This window comes from Pseudomonas sp., assembly GCF_030150285.1.
Taxonomy (GTDB): Bacteria; Pseudomonadota; Gammaproteobacteria; order Pseudomonadales; family Pseudomonadaceae; genus Aquipseudomonas.
Map to the genome: position 1 here is coordinate 15184 of NZ_JASLGE010000050.1, position 23237 is coordinate 38420.

18 protein-coding genes and 1 pseudogene are annotated in these 23237 nt (G+C 58.1%); 15 read left to right on the forward strand and 4 right to left on the reverse strand.

The window, feature by feature from the left end; translation table 11 throughout:
• Positions 1-106: 106 nt before the first annotated feature.
• Entirely contained in the window at positions 107-445 is a 339-nt protein-coding gene (locus Q1W15_RS11475; protein WP_300728081.1) for a Rieske (2Fe-2S) protein, read from the forward strand.
• Here the strand turns inward: Q1W15_RS11475 and sfsA are convergent.
• Entirely contained in the window at positions 428-1135 is a 708-nt protein-coding gene (gene sfsA, locus Q1W15_RS11480; protein ID WP_300728084.1) for a DNA/RNA nuclease SfsA, read from the reverse strand. The genes Q1W15_RS11475 and sfsA overlap by 18 nt on opposite strands.
• Positions 1135-2307 (reverse strand): pyridoxal phosphate-dependent aminotransferase, encoded by a 1173-nt coding sequence (locus tag Q1W15_RS11485; protein WP_300728086.1) that lies wholly within the window; start codon positions 2305-2307, stop codon positions 1135-1137. Before Q1W15_RS11485 ends, sfsA begins: the two co-directional genes overlap by 1 nt.
• A gap of 312 nt (positions 2308-2619) precedes the next feature.
• Here Q1W15_RS11485 and dksA point away from each other — a divergent pair, with 312 nt between their 5' ends.
• The 14 genes from dksA to Q1W15_RS11555 all read left to right on the forward strand — a co-directional run bounded on the left by dksA (position 2620) and on the right by Q1W15_RS11555 (position 21645).
• A complete protein-coding gene (dksA, locus tag Q1W15_RS11490; protein WP_300728089.1) occupies positions 2620-3060 on the forward strand; it encodes an RNA polymerase-binding protein DksA in 441 nt (146 codons plus the stop codon).
• A gap of 172 nt (positions 3061-3232) precedes the next feature.
• Positions 3233-4129 carry a tRNA glutamyl-Q(34) synthetase GluQRS gene (gene gluQRS, locus Q1W15_RS11495; RefSeq protein ID WP_300728092.1) on the forward strand — a complete coding sequence of 299 codons (897 nt, stop codon included), beginning with the start codon at positions 3233-3235 and terminating at the stop codon, positions 4127-4129.
• Positions 4130-4207: 78 nt separating this feature from the next.
• Positions 4208-4384, forward strand: a complete 177-nt coding sequence (locus Q1W15_RS11500) for a hypothetical protein (protein ID WP_003176118.1) — start codon at positions 4208-4210, stop codon at positions 4382-4384.
• A complete protein-coding gene (locus Q1W15_RS11505; protein WP_300728095.1) occupies positions 4368-7322 on the forward strand; it encodes a sensor histidine kinase in 2955 nt (984 codons plus the stop codon). Before Q1W15_RS11500 ends, Q1W15_RS11505 begins: the two co-directional genes overlap by 17 nt.
• Before the next feature lie 22 nt (positions 7323-7344).
• A complete protein-coding gene (locus tag Q1W15_RS11510; protein ID WP_300728098.1) occupies positions 7345-8778 on the forward strand; it encodes a sigma-54 dependent transcriptional regulator in 1434 nt (477 codons plus the stop codon).
• A 742-nt stretch (positions 8779-9520) separates the two neighbouring features.
• Positions 9521-10915 carry a polynucleotide adenylyltransferase PcnB gene (locus tag Q1W15_RS11515; protein WP_300728101.1) on the forward strand — a complete coding sequence of 465 codons (1395 nt, stop codon included), beginning with the start codon at positions 9521-9523 and terminating at the stop codon, positions 10913-10915.
• Positions 10916-10918: 3 nt separating this feature from the next.
• Positions 10919-11398, forward strand: coding sequence for a 2-amino-4-hydroxy-6-hydroxymethyldihydropteridine diphosphokinase (gene folK, locus Q1W15_RS11520; protein WP_300728104.1), 480 nt, complete (start codon positions 10919-10921; stop codon positions 11396-11398).
• A gap of 226 nt (positions 11399-11624) precedes the next feature.
• Positions 11625-12425 (forward strand): 3-methyl-2-oxobutanoate hydroxymethyltransferase, encoded by an 801-nt coding sequence (gene panB, locus Q1W15_RS11525; RefSeq protein WP_300728107.1) that lies wholly within the window; start codon positions 11625-11627, stop codon positions 12423-12425.
• Positions 12422-13300: a pantoate--beta-alanine ligase gene (gene panC / locus Q1W15_RS11530; RefSeq protein ID WP_300728110.1), complete on the forward strand. Its 879-nt coding sequence runs from the start codon at positions 12422-12424 to the stop codon at positions 13298-13300. Before panB ends, panC begins: the two co-directional genes overlap by 4 nt.
• A 244-nt stretch (positions 13301-13544) precedes the next feature.
• Positions 13545-15209 (forward strand): glucose-6-phosphate isomerase, encoded by a 1665-nt coding sequence (pgi, locus tag Q1W15_RS11535; protein WP_300728113.1) that lies wholly within the window; start codon positions 13545-13547, stop codon positions 15207-15209.
• A gap of 48 nt (positions 15210-15257) precedes the next feature.
• The gene (locus Q1W15_RS11540; protein ID WP_300728116.1) at positions 15258-16127 is read left to right on the forward strand and encodes an oxygenase MpaB family protein; all 870 of its coding nucleotides are present in this window, start codon (positions 15258-15260) and stop codon (positions 16125-16127) included.
• Positions 16128-16257: 130 nt separating this feature from the next.
• The gene (locus tag Q1W15_RS11545) at positions 16258-17439 is read left to right on the forward strand and encodes an acetyl-CoA C-acetyltransferase (protein WP_300728119.1); all 1182 of its coding nucleotides are present in this window, start codon (positions 16258-16260) and stop codon (positions 17437-17439) included.
• Positions 17440-17596: 157 nt separating this feature from the next.
• Positions 17597-18610 carry a class I SAM-dependent methyltransferase gene (locus tag Q1W15_RS11550; RefSeq protein WP_300728122.1) on the forward strand — a complete coding sequence of 338 codons (1014 nt, stop codon included), beginning with the start codon at positions 17597-17599 and terminating at the stop codon, positions 18608-18610.
• A 110-nt stretch (positions 18611-18720) separates the two neighbouring features.
• On the forward strand, positions 18721-21645 hold the full coding sequence (locus Q1W15_RS11555; RefSeq protein ID WP_300728125.1) for a DUF748 domain-containing protein: 2925 nt from the start codon (positions 18721-18723) through the stop codon (positions 21643-21645).
• Between the two features lie 75 nt (positions 21646-21720).
• Here the strand turns inward: Q1W15_RS11555 and Q1W15_RS11560 are convergent, their stop codons facing one another.
• Positions 21721-22074, reverse strand: coding sequence for a BON domain-containing protein (locus tag Q1W15_RS11560; protein ID WP_300728128.1), 354 nt, complete (start codon positions 22072-22074; stop codon positions 21721-21723).
• Positions 22075-22365: 291 nt separating this feature from the next.
• Positions 22366-23202: pseudogene (locus Q1W15_RS11565) on the reverse strand (S1 RNA-binding domain-containing protein); the annotation flags it as partial.
• Between the last annotated feature and the right edge of the window lie 35 nt (positions 23203-23237).

Below are 23237 nucleotides of genomic sequence, written 5' to 3' on the forward strand. Positions count from 1 at the left end.
CGCTAGGCAAAAGACATTTGATAATTGTTTGCATTTGAACGTCAACCCACTTCACCCGCACTAGCACACACCGTAAGCCTGAAGACTGGGCTCGATAAGGATTCCGATGACACTTTTATGCGCCTCCACAGCCCTGACCGAGGGCACCAGCCGCGGGTTTGAACTCGATGCCCTGCGCGTGCTTGTGGTGCGTCGTGGAGGGCAGGTGTACGCCTACAAAAATCGCTGCCCGCATCGCGGCGTGCCGCTGGAGTGGAAACCGGATCAGTTTCTCGATGACAGCGCCAGCCTGATCCAGTGCGCGACCCATGCGGCGCTGTTTTTGATCGAAACCGGAGAGTGCGTTGCCGGGCCTTGCGCCGGGCAATTTCTGACAGCCCTTGACTGCCACGAGGACAGCCAAGGGATATGGGTTACGCTAGAAACGTCAGAGGATGACGTCTAAACGGCGATCGACCACCACGGCCTCGGGCGTCAGGCTGACCGCGTAAGCCAGTACCTGCACCCCGGCGGCTACCGCCTCACGCAAAGCCGCGCCATACCCCGGGTCAATTTCATCGGCCGGGCGCACGGCGTCTATGCCTGTCAGGTTGACGCAGTACAACTGCACCGCACGCACACCCTCCCGGGCCAGGCTGGCCAGTTCGCGCAGGTGCTTGGCACCGCGCAGTGTCACGGCATCCGGGAAAGCCGCAACCCGTGTATGGTCAAAGCCCAAAGTCACACTTTTGACCTCGACAAAGGCAAAGCCGTCCGGATATTCCAGACGGAAATCAATCCGGCTGTTTTCCTGCCCATACGCCACTTCGCGCTTGAGTGACGTAAAGCCGTTCAACTCTGTAATCATCCCCGCCAGCAGGGCTTCTTCAATCAGCCGGTTAGCGCGCCCCGTGTTCACACACGCCAGCCGCCCTTGTGGTGTTTGGCTAATTTCCCAAGTGCCAGGCAATTTGCGTTTGGGGTCATTGGAGCGGCTGAACCACACCTGCCCCCCCTCGACCATACAATTAAGCATCGAGCCGGTGTTCGGGCAGTGAAGGGTCATCAATTCGCCCGAGGCTGTTTCGATGTCGGCGAGAAAGCGCTTGTAACGCTTGATCAAACGCCCCTCTTCCAATGCGGGTGAAAACTCCATCAGCCTTTCCAGCTCTGCAAACCACGGGCGATTCGTTCAACCGCTTCTTGCAGACGCGGCAAGCTTTGCGTGTAAGCAAAACGTACGTGATGGCCTGCCTGATAACGGCCAAAATCCAGCCCCGGTGTAAACGCAATGTGCTCGGTCTCGAGAAAGTGCCGACAAAACGCAAACGCATCGCCGCCAAACGCACTGATGTCGGCATAGAGGTAAAACGCCCCTTCAGGCTCTACCGCAATGCCGAAACCCAACTCACGCAAGGCCGGCAACAGGAAGTCGCGACGACGTCCGAACTCGGTGCGGCGCGCCTCAAGGATCGCCAGCGTCTGTGGCTCAAAACAGGCCAATGCCGCGTATTGGGCCATGCTGGGAGCGCTGATATAGAGGTTTTGCGCCAGCTTTTCGAGGTCCGCCACTGCTTCCGGTGGTGCCACCAGCCAGCCCAGTCGCCAGCCCGTCATGCCGAAATATTTGGAGAAACTATTGAGCACGAACGCGCTGTCATCCACTTCCAGCACACTGGTGGCATCACAGCCATAGGTCAGGCCGTGGTAGATCTCATCGACAACCAAATGCCCCTGCCGCGCCTTGACGGCCGCAGACAGTGACGCCAGTTCGTCACGGCTCAAGATCGTGCCGGTCGGGTTCGCCGGTGAGGCCACCAGCGCGCCCACGCTATCTTGATTCCAGTGGCGCTCGACCAACTCGGCCGTCAATTGATAGCGCACGTCGGGGCCCACGGGCACAAGTTGTGCAGCGCCTTCGACTAGCCTTAGGAAATGTCGGTTACACGGGTAGCCAGGGTCCGCCAACAACCAATGTTTACCCGGATCAACCAGCAGGCTACTGGCCAAAAGCAGCGCACCGGAACCTCCTGGGGTTATCAGAATGCGTGAAGGGTCGATATTCAATCCGTAGCGCTGCTGATAAAACCCCGAGATTGCTTCACGCAATTGTGGCAACCCACGCGCGGCGGTATAGCGCGTCTTGCCGGCCGCCAACGCCGCCTGGCCTGCGGCAATAATGGGTTCGGCCGTGGTGAAGTCCGGCTCACCAATTTCCAGGTGAATGACATCGTGCCCCGCCGCCTGCAACTCATTGGCACGCGCCAGCAGCGCCATCACGTGGAACGGTTCGATCGCGCGGCTTCGCGCACTGTAAGACTGAGCCATGAGCCTGCCTTCCTGGGTAAGCAAAAATCTGATTCTACCCAAGCGCTGTCACAAGAGAGAGCGAAATACCGTCTTAGACTGCGCGGCAGTAGAACCAAACAGTGCAAGCCCGGGTCATAGCTCGGCTAAAATCAATATTCAGTCACGCGTCACAGGGTCTGCACACGACCACTGGCGACAGGCTAGACAACCGGGAGTAGCGCGGCCCGATTTGATCTGGTAAGTTCGCCCGCTTGCAGCCGCAGGGCCGGCAGGTGTCGGTGATGTTGCAATCCTGCGCAATGGATTAGAAGAACAGAGGCGGTCCATTTCATGCCCACACAAGCAAAGCAGCAAGGTAATCAACTGAGCGGGTTCGAGCCCTACGTTGAAAAGAAAGGCGAAGAGTACATGGGCGAGCCCATGCGCAAGCACTTCACCAAGATTTTGCAAAAGTGGAAACAGGACTTGATGCAGGAAGTCGACCGGACCGTTGATCATATGAAAGACGAAGCCGCCAACTTTCCTGATCCTGCTGACCGCGCCAGTCAGGAAGAAGAATTCAGCCTGGAACTGCGCGCCCGCGATCGCGAGCGCAAACTGATCAAGAAAATCGACAAGACGCTGCAACTGATCGAAGACGAAGAGTACGGTTGGTGTGAGTCGTGCGGTGTTGAGATCGGCATCCGCCGCCTCGAAGCCCGCCCTACCGCAGACATGTGCGTAGACTGCAAAACCTTGGCTGAAATCAAGGAAAAACAAGTCGGCAAATAATCGCCGGCGTGTCAGATGGGGCGTGCGAACGCCCCATTTTTGTTTCTGCAATTTGCTCTTGCCGCCCTGTAGCCGCTGCCGCAGGCTGCGATAAGAGCCGACGGGGCTTCACACCTCCAGGGCTGCCACGCACCCCATCGCGGCCTTTGACAGCGGCTACAGGATTTATGCCATGACGGCTGTTTCAAATCCCTCATACATAGGGCGTTTCGCCCCTACGCCCAGTGGCCACTTGCATTTTGGCTCGTTGGTGGCTGCCCTCGCATCCTATCTCGATGCTCGTGCTGTCGGCGGGCGCTGGCTGGTGCGCATGGAAGACCTGGACCCACCACGGGAAATGCCGGGAGCCCAACAGGCCATTCTCGACGCCCTGGAGCAATACGGTTTTGAATGGGACGGCGAACTGACGCGCCAAAGCGAGCGCCACGAAGCGTATGCCCACGTCCTCAATCAACTGTTCAATCAAGGCCTGGCGTATGCCTGCACGTGCTCACGCAAACAACTCGAGCCCTACAACGGGGTTTACCCCGGATTGTGCCGTAACGCAGGTCACGCCATGGAGAACGCCGCAATACGCCTGCGCGTTCCCGAGCTGCATTACGCGTTTGAAGACCGTGTACAGGGCACATTTGGCCAACACCTTGGGCGTGATGTAGGCGATTTCATCATTCGACGCCGCGATGGGCTGTATGCCTACCAATTAGCGGTTGTTCTGGATGACGCTGCCCAAGGCGTGACCGACATTGTGCGTGGGGCCGACCTGCTCGACTCCACTCCCCGCCAGCTATACCTGCAGGAACTGCTGGGGTTGGCACAGCCGCGCTACCTGCACGTGCCGTTGATCGTCCAGCCCGATGGCCACAAGCTCGGCAAGTCTTACCGCTCTCCCCCCCTTGCGCCCGAGCACGCTACCCCTTTGCTGCTTCGCGCCTTGCGAGCCCTGGGCCAAACGCCAGACGACTGCCTGAGCGATGCCACCCCGCGCGAAGTCCTTGATTGGGGGATTGCACACTGGAACGCCGGGCTAATACCGCGCACGCTCACGTTGGCTGAAGCGCAATTACGCTGACACCCCTTGCAGGTTGTCAGCCATCCGTTACCATCGCCGCACGTTTTTGGGCACGCGGCCTGTAAAAGTGAGGGCAGGATGTACATCTATCGATTGGTCCTGTTGCTGGTTGTCGGGATTTACCTGTTTTCCCCCGCCATCATGGATTGGTGGATCGACGCGACGGGTGCCTGGTACAGGCCCTATCTGCTCTGGCTGATTCTGATTGTTGTGACCTTTATTTTGCAGAGTCAAAAAGATGCCGATGAGCTTTAGCCTGACCCAGATGATCCTCATCAGCGCCGCCTACCTGCTGGTGCTGTTTGGCGTTGCCTGGATCAGTGAGCGCGGGATGATCCCGCGTGCAATCATTCGTCACCCGCTGACCTACACCTTGTCCTTGGGCGTTTATGCCAGCGCATGGGCTTTTTACGGCACCGTCGGGCTGGCCTACGAATATGGCTATGGGTTCCTGTCCAGCTACCTGGGTGTCTCTGGCGCGTTTCTGCTGGCACCCGTGCTGCTTTATCCCATTCTGAAAATCACCCGAACGTATCAATTGTCGTCCCTGGCTGACCTCTTTGCTTTCCGCTTTCGCAGCACCTGGGCCGGTGCACTGACCACGATCTTCATGCTGATTGGCGTACTGCCACTGCTGGCTCTACAAATACAGGCCGTGGCCGACTCCATCAGCATCCTGACCCGCGAGCCCGTGCAACACCGCGTGGCACTGAGCTTCTGCGCAATGATCACCCTGTTCACTATTTTCTTCGGCTCGCGGCATATCGCAACCCGCGAGAAACACGAAGGCCTGGTGTTCGCCATTGCATTTGAGTCCGTCATCAAGCTGGTCGCCATCGGCGGCGTCGGCCTGTATGCCCTGTACGGTGTGTTTGATGGCCCGCAGCAACTTGAAGTGTGGCTGCTGCAAAACCAGACCGCGCTTGCGGCTTTGCATACACCGCTGCAAGAAGGCCCGTGGCGCACCTTGTTGCTGGTGTTTTTCGCCTCGGCCATTGTGATGCCGCACATGTATCACATGACCTTCACCGAGAACCTCAACCCCCGAGGCTTGGTTAGCGCCAGCTGGGGCTTGCCGCTGTTTCTGCTGTTGATGAGCCTCGCTGTACCGCTGATTCTGTGGGCGGGCCTCAAGCTGGGGGCGACCACCAACCCCGAATACTTCACCCTGGGCATCGGCATTGCCGCCAACAGTAAATCCTTGGCATTACTGGCCTATATCGGCGGTTTATCGGCCTCTAGCGGGCTGATTATCGTCACCACCCTCGCGCTGTCCGGCATGGCGCTGAACCACTTGGTGTTGCCACTTTATCAGCCGCCGGCCGAAGGCAATATTTACCGCTGGCTGAAGTGGACACGCCGCGCGCTGATTGTGGCCATCATCATGGCCGGCTACGGATTTTACCTGGTGCTGGGGGCCAAGCAGGATTTGGCCAACCTGGGCATCGTCGCCTTCGTCGCCACGCTGCAGTTCCTGCCAGGCGTGCTCTCTGTGCTGTACTGGCCGACGGCCAATCGACGCGGCTTTATCGCCGGGTTACTGGCGGGCATTCTGGTGTGGATGGCCAGTATGCTGTTCCCGCTGATCGGCAACTTCCAAGGGTTCTATATCCCTTGGCTAAACATGATCTACGTGCTGGACGAGACCAGTTGGCACATGGCGGCTATCGCGTCCCTCGCGGCCAACGTGCTCATGTTTACCCTGATTTCATTGTTCACCAATGCCAGCCCCGAAGAGGCCAGCGCCGCAGAAGCCTGCGCCGTCGACAATGTGCGTCGCCCGCAACGCCGTGAGCTGCATGCCGCCTCGCCACAGGAATTCGCCACTCAACTGGCCAAACCGCTGGGCGCAAAAGCCGCGCAAAAAGAGGTCGAACAGGCTTTACGCGATTTGTACTTGCCCTTCGACGAACGTCGCCCCTACGCCTTGCGTCGCCTTCGCGACCGGATCGAAGCCAACCTCTCCGGCTTGATGGGCCCCAGCGTGGCCCAGGACATGGTCGAAACCTTTCTGCCCTACAAGTCTGGCGGCGAAAACTACGTCACCGAAGACATTCACTTTATAGAAAGCCGGCTTGAGGATTACCACTCGCGCCTGACCGGCCTGGCAGCCGAACTGGATGCCTTGCGTCGCTATCACCGCCAAACACTCCAGGAATTGCCCATGGGTGTGTGCTCACTGGCGAAAGACCAAGAGATCCTGATGTGGAACAAAGCCATGGAGGAGCTCACCGGCATACCCGCCCAGCGCGTGGTGGGCTCTCGCCTGAGTACCTTGAGCGACCCGTGGCGCGAGCTGCTGCAGGGGTTTATCGACCTGCCCGACGAACATTTGCACAAACAACACTTGGCCCTCGACGGCCAAACCCGCTGGCTGAACCTGCACAAGGCCGCGATTGACGAGCCCTTGGCACCGGGTAACAGCGGCCTGGTGTTATTGGTAGAAGACCTGACCGAAACACAAATGCTTGAAGACAAACTGGTGCACTCCGAACGGCTGGCCAGTATCGGCCGCTTGGCAGCCGGAGTGGCGCACGAAATCGGCAACCCGGTCACAGGTATTGCCTGCCTCGCGCAAAACCTGCGTGAAGAGCGCGAAGAGGATAGCGAACTGACTGAAATCAGTAGCCAGATTCTTGAACAGACCAAGCGTATCTCACGCATCGTACAATCGTTGATGAGCTTCGCCCACGCCGGTAGCCACCAACACAACGATGAACCGGTATGCCTGGCTGAGGTGGCCCAGGATGCCATTGGTCTGCTGGCGCTCAACCGGCGCAACTTCGAAGTGCAGTTCTACAACCTGTGCGACCCCGACCATTGGGTGGACGGCGATCCGCAACGCTTGGCCCAGGTACTGATCAACTTATTGTCAAACGCCCGTGACGCCTCGCCTGCCGGCGGTGCGGTACGGGTCAAAAGCGAAGCCAGCGAGCACACCGTCGACCTGATCGTCGAGGATGAAGGCAGCGGCATCCCGAAAAACATCATGGACCGTCTGTTCGAGCCCTTTTTCACCACCAAGGACCCGGGCGAAGGCACAGGTCTGGGCCTTGCACTGGTCTATTCCATCGTTGAAGAGCATTATGGACAAATCACCATCGACAGCCCGGCTGACATTCAAAGCCAACGTGGAACCCGTATCAGGGTGACCCTACCGCGTCATGTCGAAGCGACGTCCGCTGTGAACTGAGACCGTCGAGAGAACCGAATCAATGCCGCATATTTTGATCGTCGAAGATGAAACAATCATCCGCTCCGCGTTACGACGCCTACTGGAGCGCAACCAGTACCAAGTGAGCGAAGCCGGCTCAGTGCAAGAGGCACAAGAGCGTTTCAGCATTCCCTCATTCGACATGATCGTCAGCGACCTGCGCTTGCCTGGCGCTCCGGGCACTGAACTGATCAAGCTGGGCCAAGGAAAGCCGGTGCTGATCATGACCAGCTATGCCAGCCTGCGCTCTGCTGTCGACTCCATGAAAATGGGTGCCGTCGACTACATCGCCAAGCCGTTTGACCACGACGAAATGCTACAGGCCGTAGCGCGTATCCTGCGTGACCGCCAGGCCGCCCAAAGCACCGCCGTCGAGCGCCCGGCAAAGGCCGGCCCCGCCGACAAAACCGCGCCCGACAACAGCAATGGCGAGATCGGCATTATTGGCTCGTGCCCGCCGATGCTCGACATGTACAGCAAAATTCGCAAGGTAGCGCCCACAGACTCCAATGTGCTGGTGCAAGGCGAGTCCGGCACGGGTAAAGAACTGGTTGCCCGCGCCCTGCACAACCTGTCACGGCGCGCCAAGGCCCCGATGATTTCGGTCAACTGCGCGGCCATTCCCGAGTCACTGATCGAATCCGAACTGTTCGGTCACGAAAAAGGCGCGTTTACCGGTGCCAGCGCAGGCCGGGCCGGGTTGGTCGAGGCGGCGGACGGCGGCACCTTGTTCCTTGATGAGATTGGTGAGCTGCCACTGGAAGCGCAGGCACGCCTGTTGCGCGTTCTGCAAGAAGGTGAGATCCGCCGTGTCGGTTCGGTGCAATCGCAGAAAGTGGATGTGCGCCTCATTGCGGCCACTCACCGGGACCTTAAAAGCCTGGCCAAGGTCGGACAGTTCCGTGAAGACTTGTATTACCGCCTGCACGTTATTGCCTTGAAACTGCCTGCCCTGCGTGAGCGGGGGGCCGACGTCAATGAAATCGCCAATGCCTTTCTCGCGCGTCAAAGCGCACGCATAGGTCGCACCGACCTGAAATTTGCCCCTGATGCCGAACGAGCCATCAGCCAGTACGCGTGGCCCGGTAACGTCCGCGAGCTTGAAAATGCGGTGGAGCGGGCTGTCATCCTGTGCGAAAGCCCAGAAATATCGGCTGAACTGCTCGGCATCGACATTGAACTGAACGACCTGCAGGACGACGACTTCATCGGCCTGGCCCCTCAGCAGGGCATCAGCAGCGGTAACACCAGCCTGGACCCGACCGAAGACCTGTCACTGGAAGACTACTTCCAACACTTCGTTCTGGAGCATCAAGACCACATGACCGAAACCGAACTGGCCCGCAAACTGGGGGTTAGCCGCAAGTGCTTGTGGGAACGGCGCCAGCGCCTGGGCATTCCGCGCAGAAAAACGGGTGTTGTCAGCGAAAACTGAGCCGGGTAACACCTGCATCGGTGAAAAAACTGTTACCGCAGCCAATACACGTAACAAAAGCCGGGTCTAACGGTAACGGAGACCCGGTTTTTTTTAGCCTTGAAAAAGCCGAAAACATGGAAAACGCCTTATTTTGCGGGGCCGCGCAAAAGTTGGCACGTACCCTGCAATATGTATTCGTACAAGAACAATAAGAATCACAGCAACACACAATAAAAATAAGACGTATCGGCTCACGCATAACAAGAACAACACGGCGGAGGCGCAGCTAACTGATTCTTTTGGAGAGGTGTTGTCATTGGGGCTTGCCCCACGACTAGGCAGAGAACAACAAAAACTGCATTTAAAAGCAGCGCCTGAACTAGTTGGATCACTGATCACATCAACACAGCGACCAAAGCAATCCGTTTGCTCTTATCTCCCGATTGGGAGGGTTACACAGGCAACACCTTTGTAACCAGGGCAATTAACAAAAACAAAAAGCCCGAAAAACATAATAAAAATAGAGCATGCAATTAATTCTGGGGGAGCTTCGGCTCCCCTTGTGCTTCCCGCCATTCGACAAAATCCGCTAACACGCTCTGGCTCGGGCCTCTTGCAGCTTTTTGGGCGTACCGCTTGTAGCTTCGCTCGCAAGAGCGGCTCAGCTTCCTACACCATCCCCTGACTAAATGCTAGAATCCCCGCCCATCATGCGGTCATTTCTCTTTTTGGCCGAACATTCCTTCAAACAGTGCATCCCATGCTGAAGAAGCTGTTCCAGTCATTCCGTTCTCCCAAGCGTCGCACGCAACAACTGCGTAGCACCCCAGAAGTGCTCAACAGCACTCAACACTCGCTGCAGCGTGCCCAGTTCAGCCGTTACGCGGTCAATATCGTCGAGCGCCTGCAAAACGCTGGCTATCAGGCTTACCTGGTCGGTGGCTGCGTTCGCGACATGCTGCTCAACATCACACCCAAAGACTTTGATGTCGCCACCAGCGCGACGCCCGAACAGGTACGCGCCGAGTTTCGTAACGCCCGTATCATCGGCCGACGCTTCAAGCTGGTGCATATCCACTTCGGACGCGAAATCATTGAGGTCGCGACCTTCCGCGCCAACCACCCGCAAAATGACGAAGAGGAAGACAGCAACCAGTCCTCGCGTAACGAAAGCGGGCGCATCTTGCGCGATAACGTTTACGGCACTCTGGAAGAAGACGCCCAGCGTCGTGACTTCACGATCAATGCCCTGTACTACGACCCGGTAAGCGAGCGCATCCTCGATTACGCCAATGGCGTACATGACATTCGCAACCACCTGCTGCGCCTGATCGGTAACCCGCAACAGCGCTACCAGGAAGACCCGGTGCGCATGCTGCGGGCTGTACGGTTTGCCGCCAAGCTCAACTTCGGTATCGAGAAACACACCGCGGCCCCTATCCGGGAGCTGGCACCGATGCTGCGTGAAATCCCGTCGGCACGGTTGTTCGAGGAAGTCCTCAAGCTATTCCTGTCAGGGAACGCGCTGGACACCTTTGAGATGCTGGTTGACCTGGAACTCTTCGAACCCTTGTTCCCGGCCAGCGCCGAAGCACTGGAAGACAATCCGACCTACACCCACACACTGATCAGCGAAGCCTTGCGTAACACCGACCTGCGGATCAAGCAGGGTAAACCGGTCACACCGGCCTTCCTGTTTGCGGCCCTGCTGTGGCCGGCACTGCCTGCCCGCGTCCTGCGCCTGCAAGACCGTGGCATGCCGCCCATTCCTGCCATGCAAGAGGCCGCCCACGACCTGATCGCAGAGCAGTGCCAGCGCATAGCCATCCCCAAACGCTTCACAATGCCGATTCGCGAAATCTGGGACATGCAGGAACGCCTTCCCCGCCGCAGCGGCAAACGCGCCGACCTGCTGCTCGACAACCCACGCTTCCGGGCGGGCTACGACTTCCTGTTGTTGCGCGAAATCGCGGGCGAGCAAACCCACGGGCTGGGTGAGTGGTGGACCGACTATCAAGACGCCAACGACAGCGGCCGTCGGGATATGATCCGCGACCTGAGCAACGCCAAGGACGACGGCGCAGGCCCGGCACCGCGCAAACGCCGCCGCACAGGTGCCAACAAGCGCAAGCGTACTGGCGCTGCGGACGAATAACGAATGGAAACCGTCTATATCGGAATGGGCAGCAACCTGGCCGAGCCGGCCGAGCAATTGCGCAACGCACTCAACGCGTTGGCCCAACTGCCCGATTCACGCCTTATTGGCGTTTCAGCGTTCTACCAAAGCGATTCGCTGTTACCCGGCCAGCCACGCTATACCAATGCCGTGGCGGCGCTGGAGACGCAAATGGAGCCTCTGGCGTTACTCAATGCCCTGCAAGCCATTGAGCTTGATCAAGGCCGTGAGCGCCACGAGCGTTGGGGCCCACGCACCTTAGACCTGGACATTCTGCTGTTCGGCAATCGGCTGATTGACGAGCCTCGCCTCAAAGTGCCGCACTACCACTTGCAGGCCCGGCCTTTCGTCCTGTACCCGTTGGCCGAGCTGGCACCCGCCTCACTCACGCTGGCCGATGGCAGAACCCTTGAGCAGTTACTGGCTGATTGCCCGTTTGTCGGGTTGGAGCGTCTCTCTTAAAACGCTGAATCGAATCAACGCCTGCGGTAACACTCCTGTGGTAACACCCGGAATTGACTTCCCGCCCCCTCGTCACGACTATAGGCATCCCGCTGCCGTCCATTGGGCGGCGCACTGTGAAAAACAGGCGCTTAAACACCCCCTTATAAGGTGTGTCTGTCTATAACGATGAATCACGCGTGTTACTCGCAGTGGTTATCGCACTGTCTGACGAGGATCCTTTTTCATGCCGGCTATCACTTTGACCACCCTGCAAAGCCTTAAGCAAAAAGGTGAAAAAATCACCATGCTGACGTGCTATGACGCCACCTTTGCCCACGCCTGCAATCAAGCCGGCGTTGAGCTGCTACTGGTAGGCGACTCCTTGGGCATGGTTCTGCAAGGGCATGACAGCACTTTGCCAGTCACTACCGATGAGGTGGCGTACCACGTGGCGTGCGTCAAGCGCGGCAATCAGGGCGCAATGATCCTGGCGGACTTGCCGTTCATGGCCAATGCAACGCTTGAGCAAACCCTGAACAACAGCGCAAAACTGATGCAGGCTGGCGCTCACATGGTCAAGGTCGAAGGTGCCGTCTGGCTCGCTGAGTCGATTCGCCTGCTGACCGATCGCGGTATTCCCGTGTGCGCTCATATGGGCCTGACCCCACAAACGGTCAACGTGCTGGGCGGCTATAAAGTTCAAGGCCGTAACGACATCCAGGCACGCCAAATGCGGGCCGATGCCATTGCCCTTGAGCAAGCCGGGGCCGCGATGCTGCTGTTGGAGTGCGTCCCCAGCGAACTGGCCAAGGAAATCACTCAAGCGGTGAAAATACCGGTCATCGGTATCGGTGCAGGGAGCGACACCGACGGTCAGGTGCTGGTACTCCATGACATGCTCGGCCTCTCGCTCACCGGGCGCGTCCCGAAATTCGTGAAGAACTTCATGGCGGGTCAACCCGATATTGTGTCGGCACTCAGCGCTTACGTGGCTGAAGTCAAAGCCGTCAGTTTTCCAGGTACCGAACACGGATTCTCTGCATGAACACTGTTAAAACCGTTCGCGAGTTGCGGGCCGCTGTGGCTCGCGCACGTAGCGAAGGCAAGCAAATCGGCCTCGTTCCCACCATGGGCAATCTGCACCGCGGCCACGCGGCACTCGTCACGACAGCCGCCCAGCAGGCTGACTTCGTGGTAGCGAGCATCTTCGTTAACCCACTGCAATTTGGTGCCAACGAAGACCTGGACACCTACCCGCGCACCTTGGCGGCCGATCAGGAAAAACTGCTACAAGCGGGCTGCCATCTATTGTTCGCCCCGACGGTTGAAGAAATGTACCCCAACGGTATGTCCGGCTTGACCCGCGTCACTGCGGCCCAGCTCAGCAATGAGCTGTGTGGCAGCCGCCGGCCGGGGCATTTTGATGGGGTTACCACCGTTGTCAGTAAATTGTTCAATATGGTGCAGCCGGATCTGGCCATCTTCGGGCAAAAGGACTACCAGCAGTTGGCCGTTATCCGCGCCATGGTCCATGACCTGAACATGCCGATCCAGATTATCAGCGAGCCCACTGTACGGGCCGATGATGGCCTTGCGTTGTCTTCGCGCAATGGCTACCTGAACGAAGAACAACGGGCGCTCGCCCCCGCCTTGTACCGCCACCTGACGGCAATGACTCAAGCCGTCAAAGCGGGTGATCGCGACTACCCGGCACTGGTGCGCCAGCACCTGGAGCACATCAGCGCGCTGGGCTTTCGCCCGGACTACCTGGAAGTGCGCCAGGCACAAACCCTGCTTCCTGCCGCCGCGAGTGATCGCGACCTGGTGATTCTGGTCGCTGCGTTCCTGGGCAGCACGCGCTTGATTGATAACATCCACCTGAACCTCGACAACGTCCTCCACACCGACACGTTGCCGTAATCCGTCAGCGGTCCCCAACCGGAAAATACCACTGAAACGATTCATCTAGCGTCACATGGCTGTGACAAAAGTTACTGTTTGACGTCAGACAAAGCCGAGACATATGCAGGCTCTAGAGTTACTGTGAGCGACCTGCTGTGTCTGATGTGTAAGCAGGCCAACCGCGAACCTCCTGACGCAAAAGGAGGTTTCGGTGTTTTCAGTGTCCAACAGGCAGTTCAAGCAAAAAAGGATATTCGCAGCGATGGCGTACTACCGCACTCCTCACGACGTGACCGCTCTGCCCGCTTGGCAAGCGCTGAAGCTTCACCGCGCCGACATGCAAAATTTCAGCATGCGCGATGCGTTCAACACTCACCCTAAACGCTTTGAAGACTTCACCCTGAGCAGCTGCGGGCTTTTCCTGGACTACTCGAAAAACCTGATTACTGACCAAACCCGCAGCTTGCTGGTAGACCTCGCCAATGAAGTCGACCTCAAGGGCGCGATCCACTCGATGTTTTCCGGCGAGATCGTCAACGCCTCCGAAGGCCGCCCTGCCCTGCACACGGCACTGCGACGCCCGGTGGCCGACAAACTGTCGGTCAACGGCGTGAACATCATCCCGCAGGTGCACAAAGTCCTGAATCAAATGACCGAGCTGGTCGGCCGCATTCACGACGGCCTGTGGCGCGGGTATACCGAAAAACCGATTACCGACATCGTTAACATCGGCATTGGCGGCTCGTTCCTCGGCCCTGAGCTGGTGTCTGAAGCGCTGCTGTCCTACGCCCAAAAAGGCGTGCGCTGCCACTACCTGGCGAACATCGACGGCAGTGAGTTTCACGAACTCGCGGCCAAACTGCGCGCGGAAACCACGCTGTTTATCGTTTCGTCCAAATCGTTCAATACCCTCGAAACCTTGAAAAACGCCCAGGCCGCGCGCGCGTGGTACCTGGCTCAAGGCGGCTCCGAGGCCGAGTTGCACCGCCACTTTATCGCCGTATCGAGTAACAACGCAGCGGCAGTAGCGTTCGGTATCCGCGAAGAGAACATCTTCCCGATGTGGGACTGGGTCGGCGGGCGTTATTCGTTGTGGTCAGCCATTGGCTTGCCCATCGCCTTGGCCATCGGCATGTCCAACTTCAAGGAACTGCTGTCCGGTGCCTACAGCATGGACCTGCACTTCCAGAACGCCCCCTTTGAACAAAACATGCCTGTGCTGATGGCGGCGCTCGGCGTTTGGTACGGCAACTTCTGGGGTGCGCAAAGCCACGCGATCCTGCCGTACGACCATTACCTGCGCAACATCACCAAACACTTGCAGCAGTTGGATATGGAATCCAACGGCAAAAGCGTTCGCCAGGACGGTACGCCCGTGTCCACCGACACGGGGCCCGTGATCTGGGGTGGCGTGGGCTGCAATGGCCAGCATGCTTATCACCAATTGCTGCACCAAGGCACACAGCTGATTCCAGCCGACTTTATCGTGCCGATTGTCAGCTTTAACCCGGTCTCCGATCACCATCAATGGCTGTATGCCAACTGCTTGTCCCAGAGCCAGGCCTTGATGCTGGGGAAAACCCTCGAAGAAGCCGAGGCCGAATTGCGCGACCAAGGCATGGCTGAAGCCGACGTGCAAAGACTGGCACCACACAAAGTGATCCCGGGCAACCGTCCGAGCAACACCTTGGTGGTGGAGCGTATCAGCCCACGTCGCCTCGGCGCGCTGGTTGCCCTGTACGAGCACAAGGTTTTCGTACAGAGCGTGATCTGGGGTATTAATGCGTTCGACCAGTGGGGCGTTGAGCTGGGTAAAGAACTGGGCAAAGGCGTTTACAATCGTCTGACCGGCAGCCAGGAAGAACCTGCTGACGATGCATCGACTCAAGGCCTGATCAACTACTTCCGCGGTCGCCATCGCGGTTGATTGATAGCCAGCCCGTCTCACCCCACGGGCTGGCACAACCGAGGCAGCATGGAATTCATCCGCCGTCCCATCGAACGCCAGATCATGAGCCTGTCCGGCCTTTCCCTCGGCCAGCTCGACCTCGAAAACCCCAAAGGCGACCCCGGCCTGTTTGGCCCCACCTCCATCAGTTGGCAGGTGCACGGTGATTTCACCAGCATGCTGATTGGTGGTATCAGCGCCTTGATGCTCCAGGCCTTGCACCCTTTGGCACTGGCCGGGGTCTGGGATCACTCCAATTTTCGCCAGGACATGCTGGGCCGGTTGCGCCGCACCGGGCAGTTTATTTCCGGCACCACGTTTGGCTCCACCCACGACGCCAACTGGCTGATCGACAAAGTACGCACCATTCACCTGCAAGTGGTGGGCACTGGGCTCGATGGCAGCACCTATGCCGCCAGCGATCCCGAACTGTTGACCTGGGTTCACGTCGCAGAAGTCAGCAACTTTCTGGCGGCCCATCTGCGATACCGCAACCCGAACTTATCAGGTGCCGATCAAGACCAGTACTACAGCGAAATCGCCTTGGTCGCGGAACGATTGGGCGCAACCGATGTGCCACGCTCGCGCCAGCAAATAGCTGATTACTTGGCGCGCATGCGCCCGCACTTACTGTGCGACGACCGCAGCCGTGAAGTGGTTCGCCTGTTGCTCAATGCCCCCGCGCCCAGCCTGTTGGCCAAGCCCTTTGGTGCGCTGATGATGCAGGCCGGCATTGACTTGCTGCCGGACTGGGCCAGCCATCTATTGGCGCTGGAGCAACGCCCACTCACCCGTAACCTGGTGCGTTGTGCCGTTAACAGCACGGCCCCAGTCCTGCGTTGGGCCGTGCGCAATGGCTCCGTGCAAAGGGCGCGGCGACGCATGATGCCAAGCTGAGAAATCGCAACAATTGCCAAGCTGCCTGCGGCTACGACTACACGAGTTGACTGCATGTATGCCACCATGCAGCCCTGATTCCGAATGCCGCGCGCTGCGCTGCACACCAATAATAATGAGGATTCCTGCAATGCAAGATGTCGTAATCGTTGCCGCCACCCGCACAGCCGTCGGCAGCTTCCAGGGTTCATTGGCCCACATACCCGCTGTTGATCTAGGCGCAGCGGTCATTCGCCAACTGCTGGTGCAAACCGGCCTGGAGGGCGCGCAAGTTGATGAAGTCATCATGGGTCAGGTACTCACTGCCGGAGCCGGACAGAACCCGGCACGCCAAGCGGCGATCAAGGCAGGCCTGCCCTTCGCCGTGCCCGCACTGACCTTGAACAAGGTGTGCGGCTCGGGCCTCAAAGCACTGCACCTGGCGGCGCAAGCGATTCGTTGCGGCGATGCCGACGTGATCATTGCCGGTGGCCAGGAGAACATGAGCCTGTCCAACTACATCGTGCCTGGCGCTCGTACCGGCCTGCGCATGGGGCACAGCCAAATCGTCGACACCATGATCAGCGACGGCCTGTGGGATGCATTCAACGATTACCACATGGGCATTACCGCCGAAAACCTGGTGGATAAATACGGTATCACCCGTGAAGAGCAAGATGCATTCGCCGCAAAGTCCCAACAAAAGGCCATTGAAGCCATCGAAACCGGCCGTTTTGTCGATGAAATCACTCCCATCCTGATCCCTCAGCGCAAAGGCGAGCCTGTCGCGTTCGCCACCGATGAGCAGCCGCGCGCAGGAACCACCGCCGAGTCGCTGGCCAAGCTCAGACCCGCCTTCAAAAAAGACGGCTCCGTGACTGCCGGCAACGCCTCTTCACTTAACGACGGTGCAGCAGCCATCATGTTGATGAGCGCTACCAAAGCCAAAGCCCTTGGCCTGCCCGTGCTGGCCAAAGTCGCGGCTTACGCCAACGCCGGTGTCGACCCGGCCATCATGGGCATCGGCCCGGTAAGTGCCACTCAGCGCTGCCTGGGCAAAGCCGGCTGGAGCCTGGAACAACTGGACCTGATCGAGGCCAATGAGGCCTTTGCCGCTCAGGCGCTGTCGGTCGGTAAAGAACTGAACTGGGACGCTAACAAGGTCAACGTTAACGGCGGCGCGATTGCCATTGGCCACCCAATTGGCGCATCAGGTTGCCGTGTTCTCGTGACGCTGCTGCATGAAATGCTCAAGCGCGATGCCAAAAAAGGCCTCGCCACCTTGTGCATCGGCGGTGGTCAGGGTGTAGCCCTGGCGCTTGAACGCGACTGAAGTCACACCCTGTTGTAGCCGCTGCCAAAGGCTGCGAAGCGTACTGTCTGGCAAGCTGCCGCAGCTACTTTCGAAGCCGCCGGCAGCGACTACAAAGCCCGTTGCGACGCTGTTCTGCTAAACTGCCGCGCCTTATCTATCCCCCAAGGCGCATCGCATGTCTTCCTTGAATCAGGCGCTGCGCGCCGCCCTCGATAACCGCCATGACTTGCTGGCCGAGCTTCACGCGCAAGGTACCGATTGCTATCGCTTGTTCCACGGCAGCCAGGAAGGTGCCGGTGGGCTGACCATCGACCGTTACGGCCCACAGTTGATGGTGCAGAGCTTCCATCAGCGCCTTGAGCGCGATGATTTGCTGCAATTGCACGAAGCCATTAATCGCCATCTGGGCCTGGAGTTGTTGCTGGTCTACAACGACCGCTCCCAGGGCAACTCCCGCATTGATCGCGAAGACACCGTGTACCGCGCCGAAGCCGCAGCACTGGAAGACATGGTCGGCCACGAATGGGGGCTGAAGTACCGTGTTCGCGGTCGCCATGCAGGGCAAGACCCCTTACTGTTCCTGGATCTGCGCAACGCTCGGGGCTGGGTCAAACAACACAGCGCTGGCAAAAGCATGCTCAACCTTTTTGCCTATACCTGCGGTGTGGGCCTGAGTGCCGCCGCGGGGGGAGCCAGCGAGGTCTGCAACCTGGACTTTGCCGAAGGCAATCTGGCCGTCGGCCGGGAAAACGGCCTGTTGAACCCCGAACTGAAAAAGATGAAGTTCATACAGTCGGACTACTTTGCCGCCATTCGGCAACTGGCGGGCCTGCCCATCATCCAGCGTCGGCACAAACTGCCGGCTTATCCGCGCCTGGAGCCGCGCGAGTACGACCTGGTCCTGCTAGACCCTCCCGCTTGGGCCAAAAGCGCCTTCGGCACTGTCGATCTGCTACGCGATTATCAAAGCTTGCTCAAGCCCGCCGTATTGGCAACGGCACCGGATGGCGTCTTGATCTGTTGCAATAACCTGGCAAAAGTCAGCATGGACGATTGGCGCGAGCACGTGTTGCGCTGTGCCGAAAAAGCCGGGCGCCCTGTCCGTGAGTGGCAAGTCCTTAACCCCGCCGCCGATTTCCCGTCACATGATCAGCAGCCTCCGCTCAAAACCCTGATTCTCCAGTTCTAAGCCCTACGCGCTGGATAGACAAATCCGGCGCAAAGTAAGGCGCGCGTCTCGGAACCAGAAACGCGTGCCATACTCAAAGGCACTCTCACCGCAATAGACGACGCCCCCAGATGTTCAAAGGATTGATTCGCGCCATTGGTGCAGTGCTGACCGTTATCGCTGTTTATAGCGTGCTGGGCTTTTTGATTCTGCCCGGCATCGGTTTACGTATTATCAACCAGCAATTGGCCCACTACGCCACGGTGCCCGCCAAGCTTGACCGTCTGGAGTTCAACCCCTTCAGCCTGGAGCTGACGCTCTGGGGGTTTCGTGTCGGTGAACCAGGAAAGGAACAGGTCGGGTTCGAACGCTTTTACACCCAAGTTCACGCTGACAGTCTATGGACCAAAGCCTTGCACCTGGCCAATGTCGAACTGGACAAACCCAAGACCGAAATACTGTTCAGCAAGAACGGCACACTCAACCTGACTCAACTGTTCACGTTGCCCGCCAGCGACCCCGCACCCGAAACGTCTGACAGCACACCTTTCCCACTACGCATTGATCGCATCAAGCTCGCTGACGGCTACCTGCATTTCAGCGATGCACGCCCCAGCGAACCCATCGATTTCTTATATGATTCGATGAACCTTGAACTGAAAAATCTCAGCACCCTGGCCAATGACCCAGCCGAGATGACGTTGGTGGCCAACGGTCCCGAGGGCGGGCGGATCGACTGGAATGGCACATTGGGCTTGGTGCCGATCACGTCCAAAGGCAGCCTGAAGGTGACCGATGGCAAGATGAAAGTCTGGTGGCCTTATGTACGGGATGCGCTGCCTTTGGTGCTTGAGGACGGCGTGCTGAACTTCAGCACCGATTACACCCTGAACCTGGCCAAGGGCACGGAAATGCTGCTGAGCAACGCCTCGGCCAGCATCGCCCCCTTCAGAATCAATGCCCCGGATGGTAAGCCGCTGGTGCGCCTGGAGCAGCTGAATGTCAGCGACACCACGGTCGATGTAGCCAAACAAAACGTCGTAGTCGGCAAGGTTCAGAGTAAAAACCTCGAAACCTGGGCCACACGCGAAAAAGACGGGCAACTGGACTGGCAAAAACTGTTCGCCCGCCCGACCGAAAAACCCGCCCCCAAGGCCAATGACCCGATTACCGTTGAAGCCCCGAAAGCACCGAAAGCCACTCCAGACAAACCATGGCAAGTGCTGCTCAAAGACGTCGAGTTACGTGATTACCGTGTCCATCTAGCGGATAAAGAGCCTAAAACCCCCGTGGCACTGGATATCGGCCCGCTTAATATCAACGTGAAGAATTTTGACAGCCTGAACCGCTCCCCCTTCTCGCTCAAACTGGATACGGGAGTGGGCAAACAGGGCAAGCTGACCGCCAGCGGGGATGTCAACCTGAGCCCGGTGAGCGCCAAGCTGAAGGTCACCACCCACGACATTGACCTGCGCGTGGCCCAGGCTTACCTCGACCCCTTTATTCGTCTTGAGCTGCGCAGCGGCATGCTCGACAGCGATCTGACGGTCGACCTCAAAAGCATTGACCCCTTGGCCTTCACAGTGGACGGCCAGGTGCAGGTGGACCAACTGCATACACTCGACACCCTGAAAAACCGTGATTTCCTGAAATGGCAGCGTCTGGTGCTAGAGAACGTGCGTTATCAGCACGGGGACAACCTGTCGATTGCACGGGTCAACGTCTTGCAGCCCTATGTGCGGTTCATGATCAACGATGATCGCACCACTAACGTCGACGACCTGCTGATCCCGCAACCCGCCACACCCGGCCCTCAAGCGCCCACCTCGTCCGCAGCAAGCACGAACAAACCCTTGGGCATTCATGTGGGTGCCATTGCGATCAACGACGGCTCGGCCAACTTTGCCGACTTCAGCCTCACCCCTAACTTCGCCACCGCTGTTCAGCAGCTCAATGGCCAGATCGGTACTATCGACAGCCGCCAGGCCAAGCCGGCAAGCGTGAATGTTGCGGGCAAGGTCGACCGCTATGCCCCGGTCACCATCAAAGGCAGCGTTAACCCGTTCGACCCCATGGCCAGCCTTGATATCGCCACCAGCTTCAAACGCGTGGAACTGACGACCCTGACACCTTACTCGGGCAAATTTGCCGGTTACCGCATCCGCAAGGGCCGGCTGAACCTGGACCTGCACTACCTGATCACCAAGGGGCAGCTCAAGGCTGAAAACAAGGTTGTGATTGAACAGTTACAACTCGGGGAGAAGGTCGACAGCCCCGATGCCGTGAACTTGCCGCTGAAGCTGGCGATTGCCCTGCTCAAAGACACGGATGGCACCATATCTATCGAGCTGCCGGTGACCGGCGACCTGAATAACCCACAGTTCAGCGTGATGCCGATCGTCTGGCAAACCCTGCGCAACCTGGTGCTACGGGCGGCTCAAGCCCCCTTCAAGTTTATTGGCGGCTTGATCAGTGGCGGTGGCGCAGAAGACCTGGGCACGGTGTCCTTCGCCCCAGGGTCTAGCGAATTGAGCCCACAAGCCCAAAAAGCCTTGGACACGCTGGCGCAAGCCCTGAAAAAACGCCCGGCCTTGCGCCTTGAAATTGAAGGTACGGCCGCGCAAAGCAGCGATGGTCCGCATATCGCACAGGAGCGCCTGGAGCGCGAATACCAATACAATTACTACAAAATCCTGCAGCGCCGTGGCGACAAAGTCCCTGCGCAAGCATCGCTGCTCAAAGTCCCGGATGACGAGAAAGGGCCGCTGCTCGAAGGCATCTACCGAACTCGCCTGAAACAACAACCGCCAGCCGAATGGGCCAAGTTGAGCCGCGATGAAAGAGCCGAAAAAATGAGCGCGGCGCTAATTGAGTTCTGGAGCAAAAGCGAGGTACTGCTGCGTCAGCTGGGCCAAAGTCGTGCCAGTAGCATCAAGGACTACCTGGTCGATAAAGGCCAACTGGCCGATGACCGTGTGTACTTTATCGATGCCTCCTTGGGTGAAGCTGAGAGCGATGGGCAGGTGATTTCACCGCTGCATCTGGACAGTGAGTAAACCTCCCCCTCTAAGGCAAGCCCAACAAAAAGCCCCCGGCGCTAGCGCCGAGGGCTTGGGTGGCTCACGTATCGGTTATTCAGCTTTCAGGCCGTCTGCCGAAACGGCTTTAACACCTTTGATTTTCTTGGTGATGTCGACCGCAATTTTTTTCTGAGCATCAGTCACTGCAACTGTGGAAGACAGCGATACCACGCCTTTATTGGTTTCAACCTTGATATCGGTGCCTGGAATACCTTTTTCGGTCAACAGGTCCGATTTAACTTTGGTGGTGATCCAGGTATCAGAAGTGGCTTCCTTGGCCTTGTCCACCTCAGCCGAAGCCACAACCATCGGCGACTGTGCAGTCGGCTGAGCAGCAAAAGCAGCGTTGGCCATGGTCAGGGTCAGAGCGGTGGCGGTTGCAGCAGCGATAGCGAACTTCTTCATACGAATAACTCCTGTCATCTTCAGAGTCTGCGCCGTCTTGCAGCAGCAGGGTTATCAGTACTGTTGCAGAGCTTGTGCCAAGTTTTTAAAATAAAAAAAACTATAAAAAACAGTTAGTTACATACAAACCTTGTCGACTCTATCGTGCAGTTTGCATGACTGCCCACCAAACTTGCATGCAAGTTGCAGGTTTTGAGTCATGGCCATTCGCCTATTGCCGACTGAGTCAATGACCGCACATAAAAAAAGGATCCCGAAGGATCCTTTTTTTAACTCAAGTATCGCCAGCGATTAAGCTTGCGACGCCTTGGCTGCAGCTACGTCCTTGATGGAGAGCTTGATACGGCCGCGGTTGTCCACGTCCAGTACCAACACTTCCACTTCCTCACCTTCTTTGAGAATGTCAGTGACTTTCTCAACGCGAGCGTCGCTCAGCATCGAGATGTGCACCAGGCCGTCTTTGCCTGGCAGGATGTTCACGAATGCGCCGAAGTCGACGATACGCTCAACCTTGCCCACATAGATCTTGCCGATCTCGGCTTCTGCAGTGATGCCCAGAACGCGCTGGCGTGCGGCTTCTGCTGCTTCCTTGGTTTCGCCGAAGATCTTGATCGAACCGTCGTCTTCGATGTCGATCGAAGCCTTGGTTTCTTCACAGATTGCACGGATGGTCGCGCCGCCTTTACCGATAACATCACGGATTTTGTCGGTGTCGATCTTCATTGCGATCATGGTCGGCGCGTTGGCCGACAGCTCATTGCGCGAAACGGCAATGATCTGGTTCATCTGGCCCAAGATGTTCAGGCGAGCGTCCAGGGCCTGGCCCAGTGCGATCTCCATGATTTCTTCGGTGATGCCCTTGATCTTGATGTCCATCTGCAGCGCGGTAACACCTTTGGCGGTACCGGCTACTTTGAAGTCCATGTCGCCGAGGTGGTCTTCGTCACCCAGGATGTCGGTCAGGATGGCGAACTTCTCGCCCTCTTTAACCAGACCCATGGCGATACCGGCAACCGGTGCCTTCATCGGAACACCGGCGTCCATCAGAGCCAGGGAAGCACCGCAGACCGAAGCCATGGAGCTGGGACCGTTGGACTCGGTGATTTCCGAAACAACGCGGAAGGTGTACAGAAACACGTGAGGTGCAGGCACGATGGATCAAA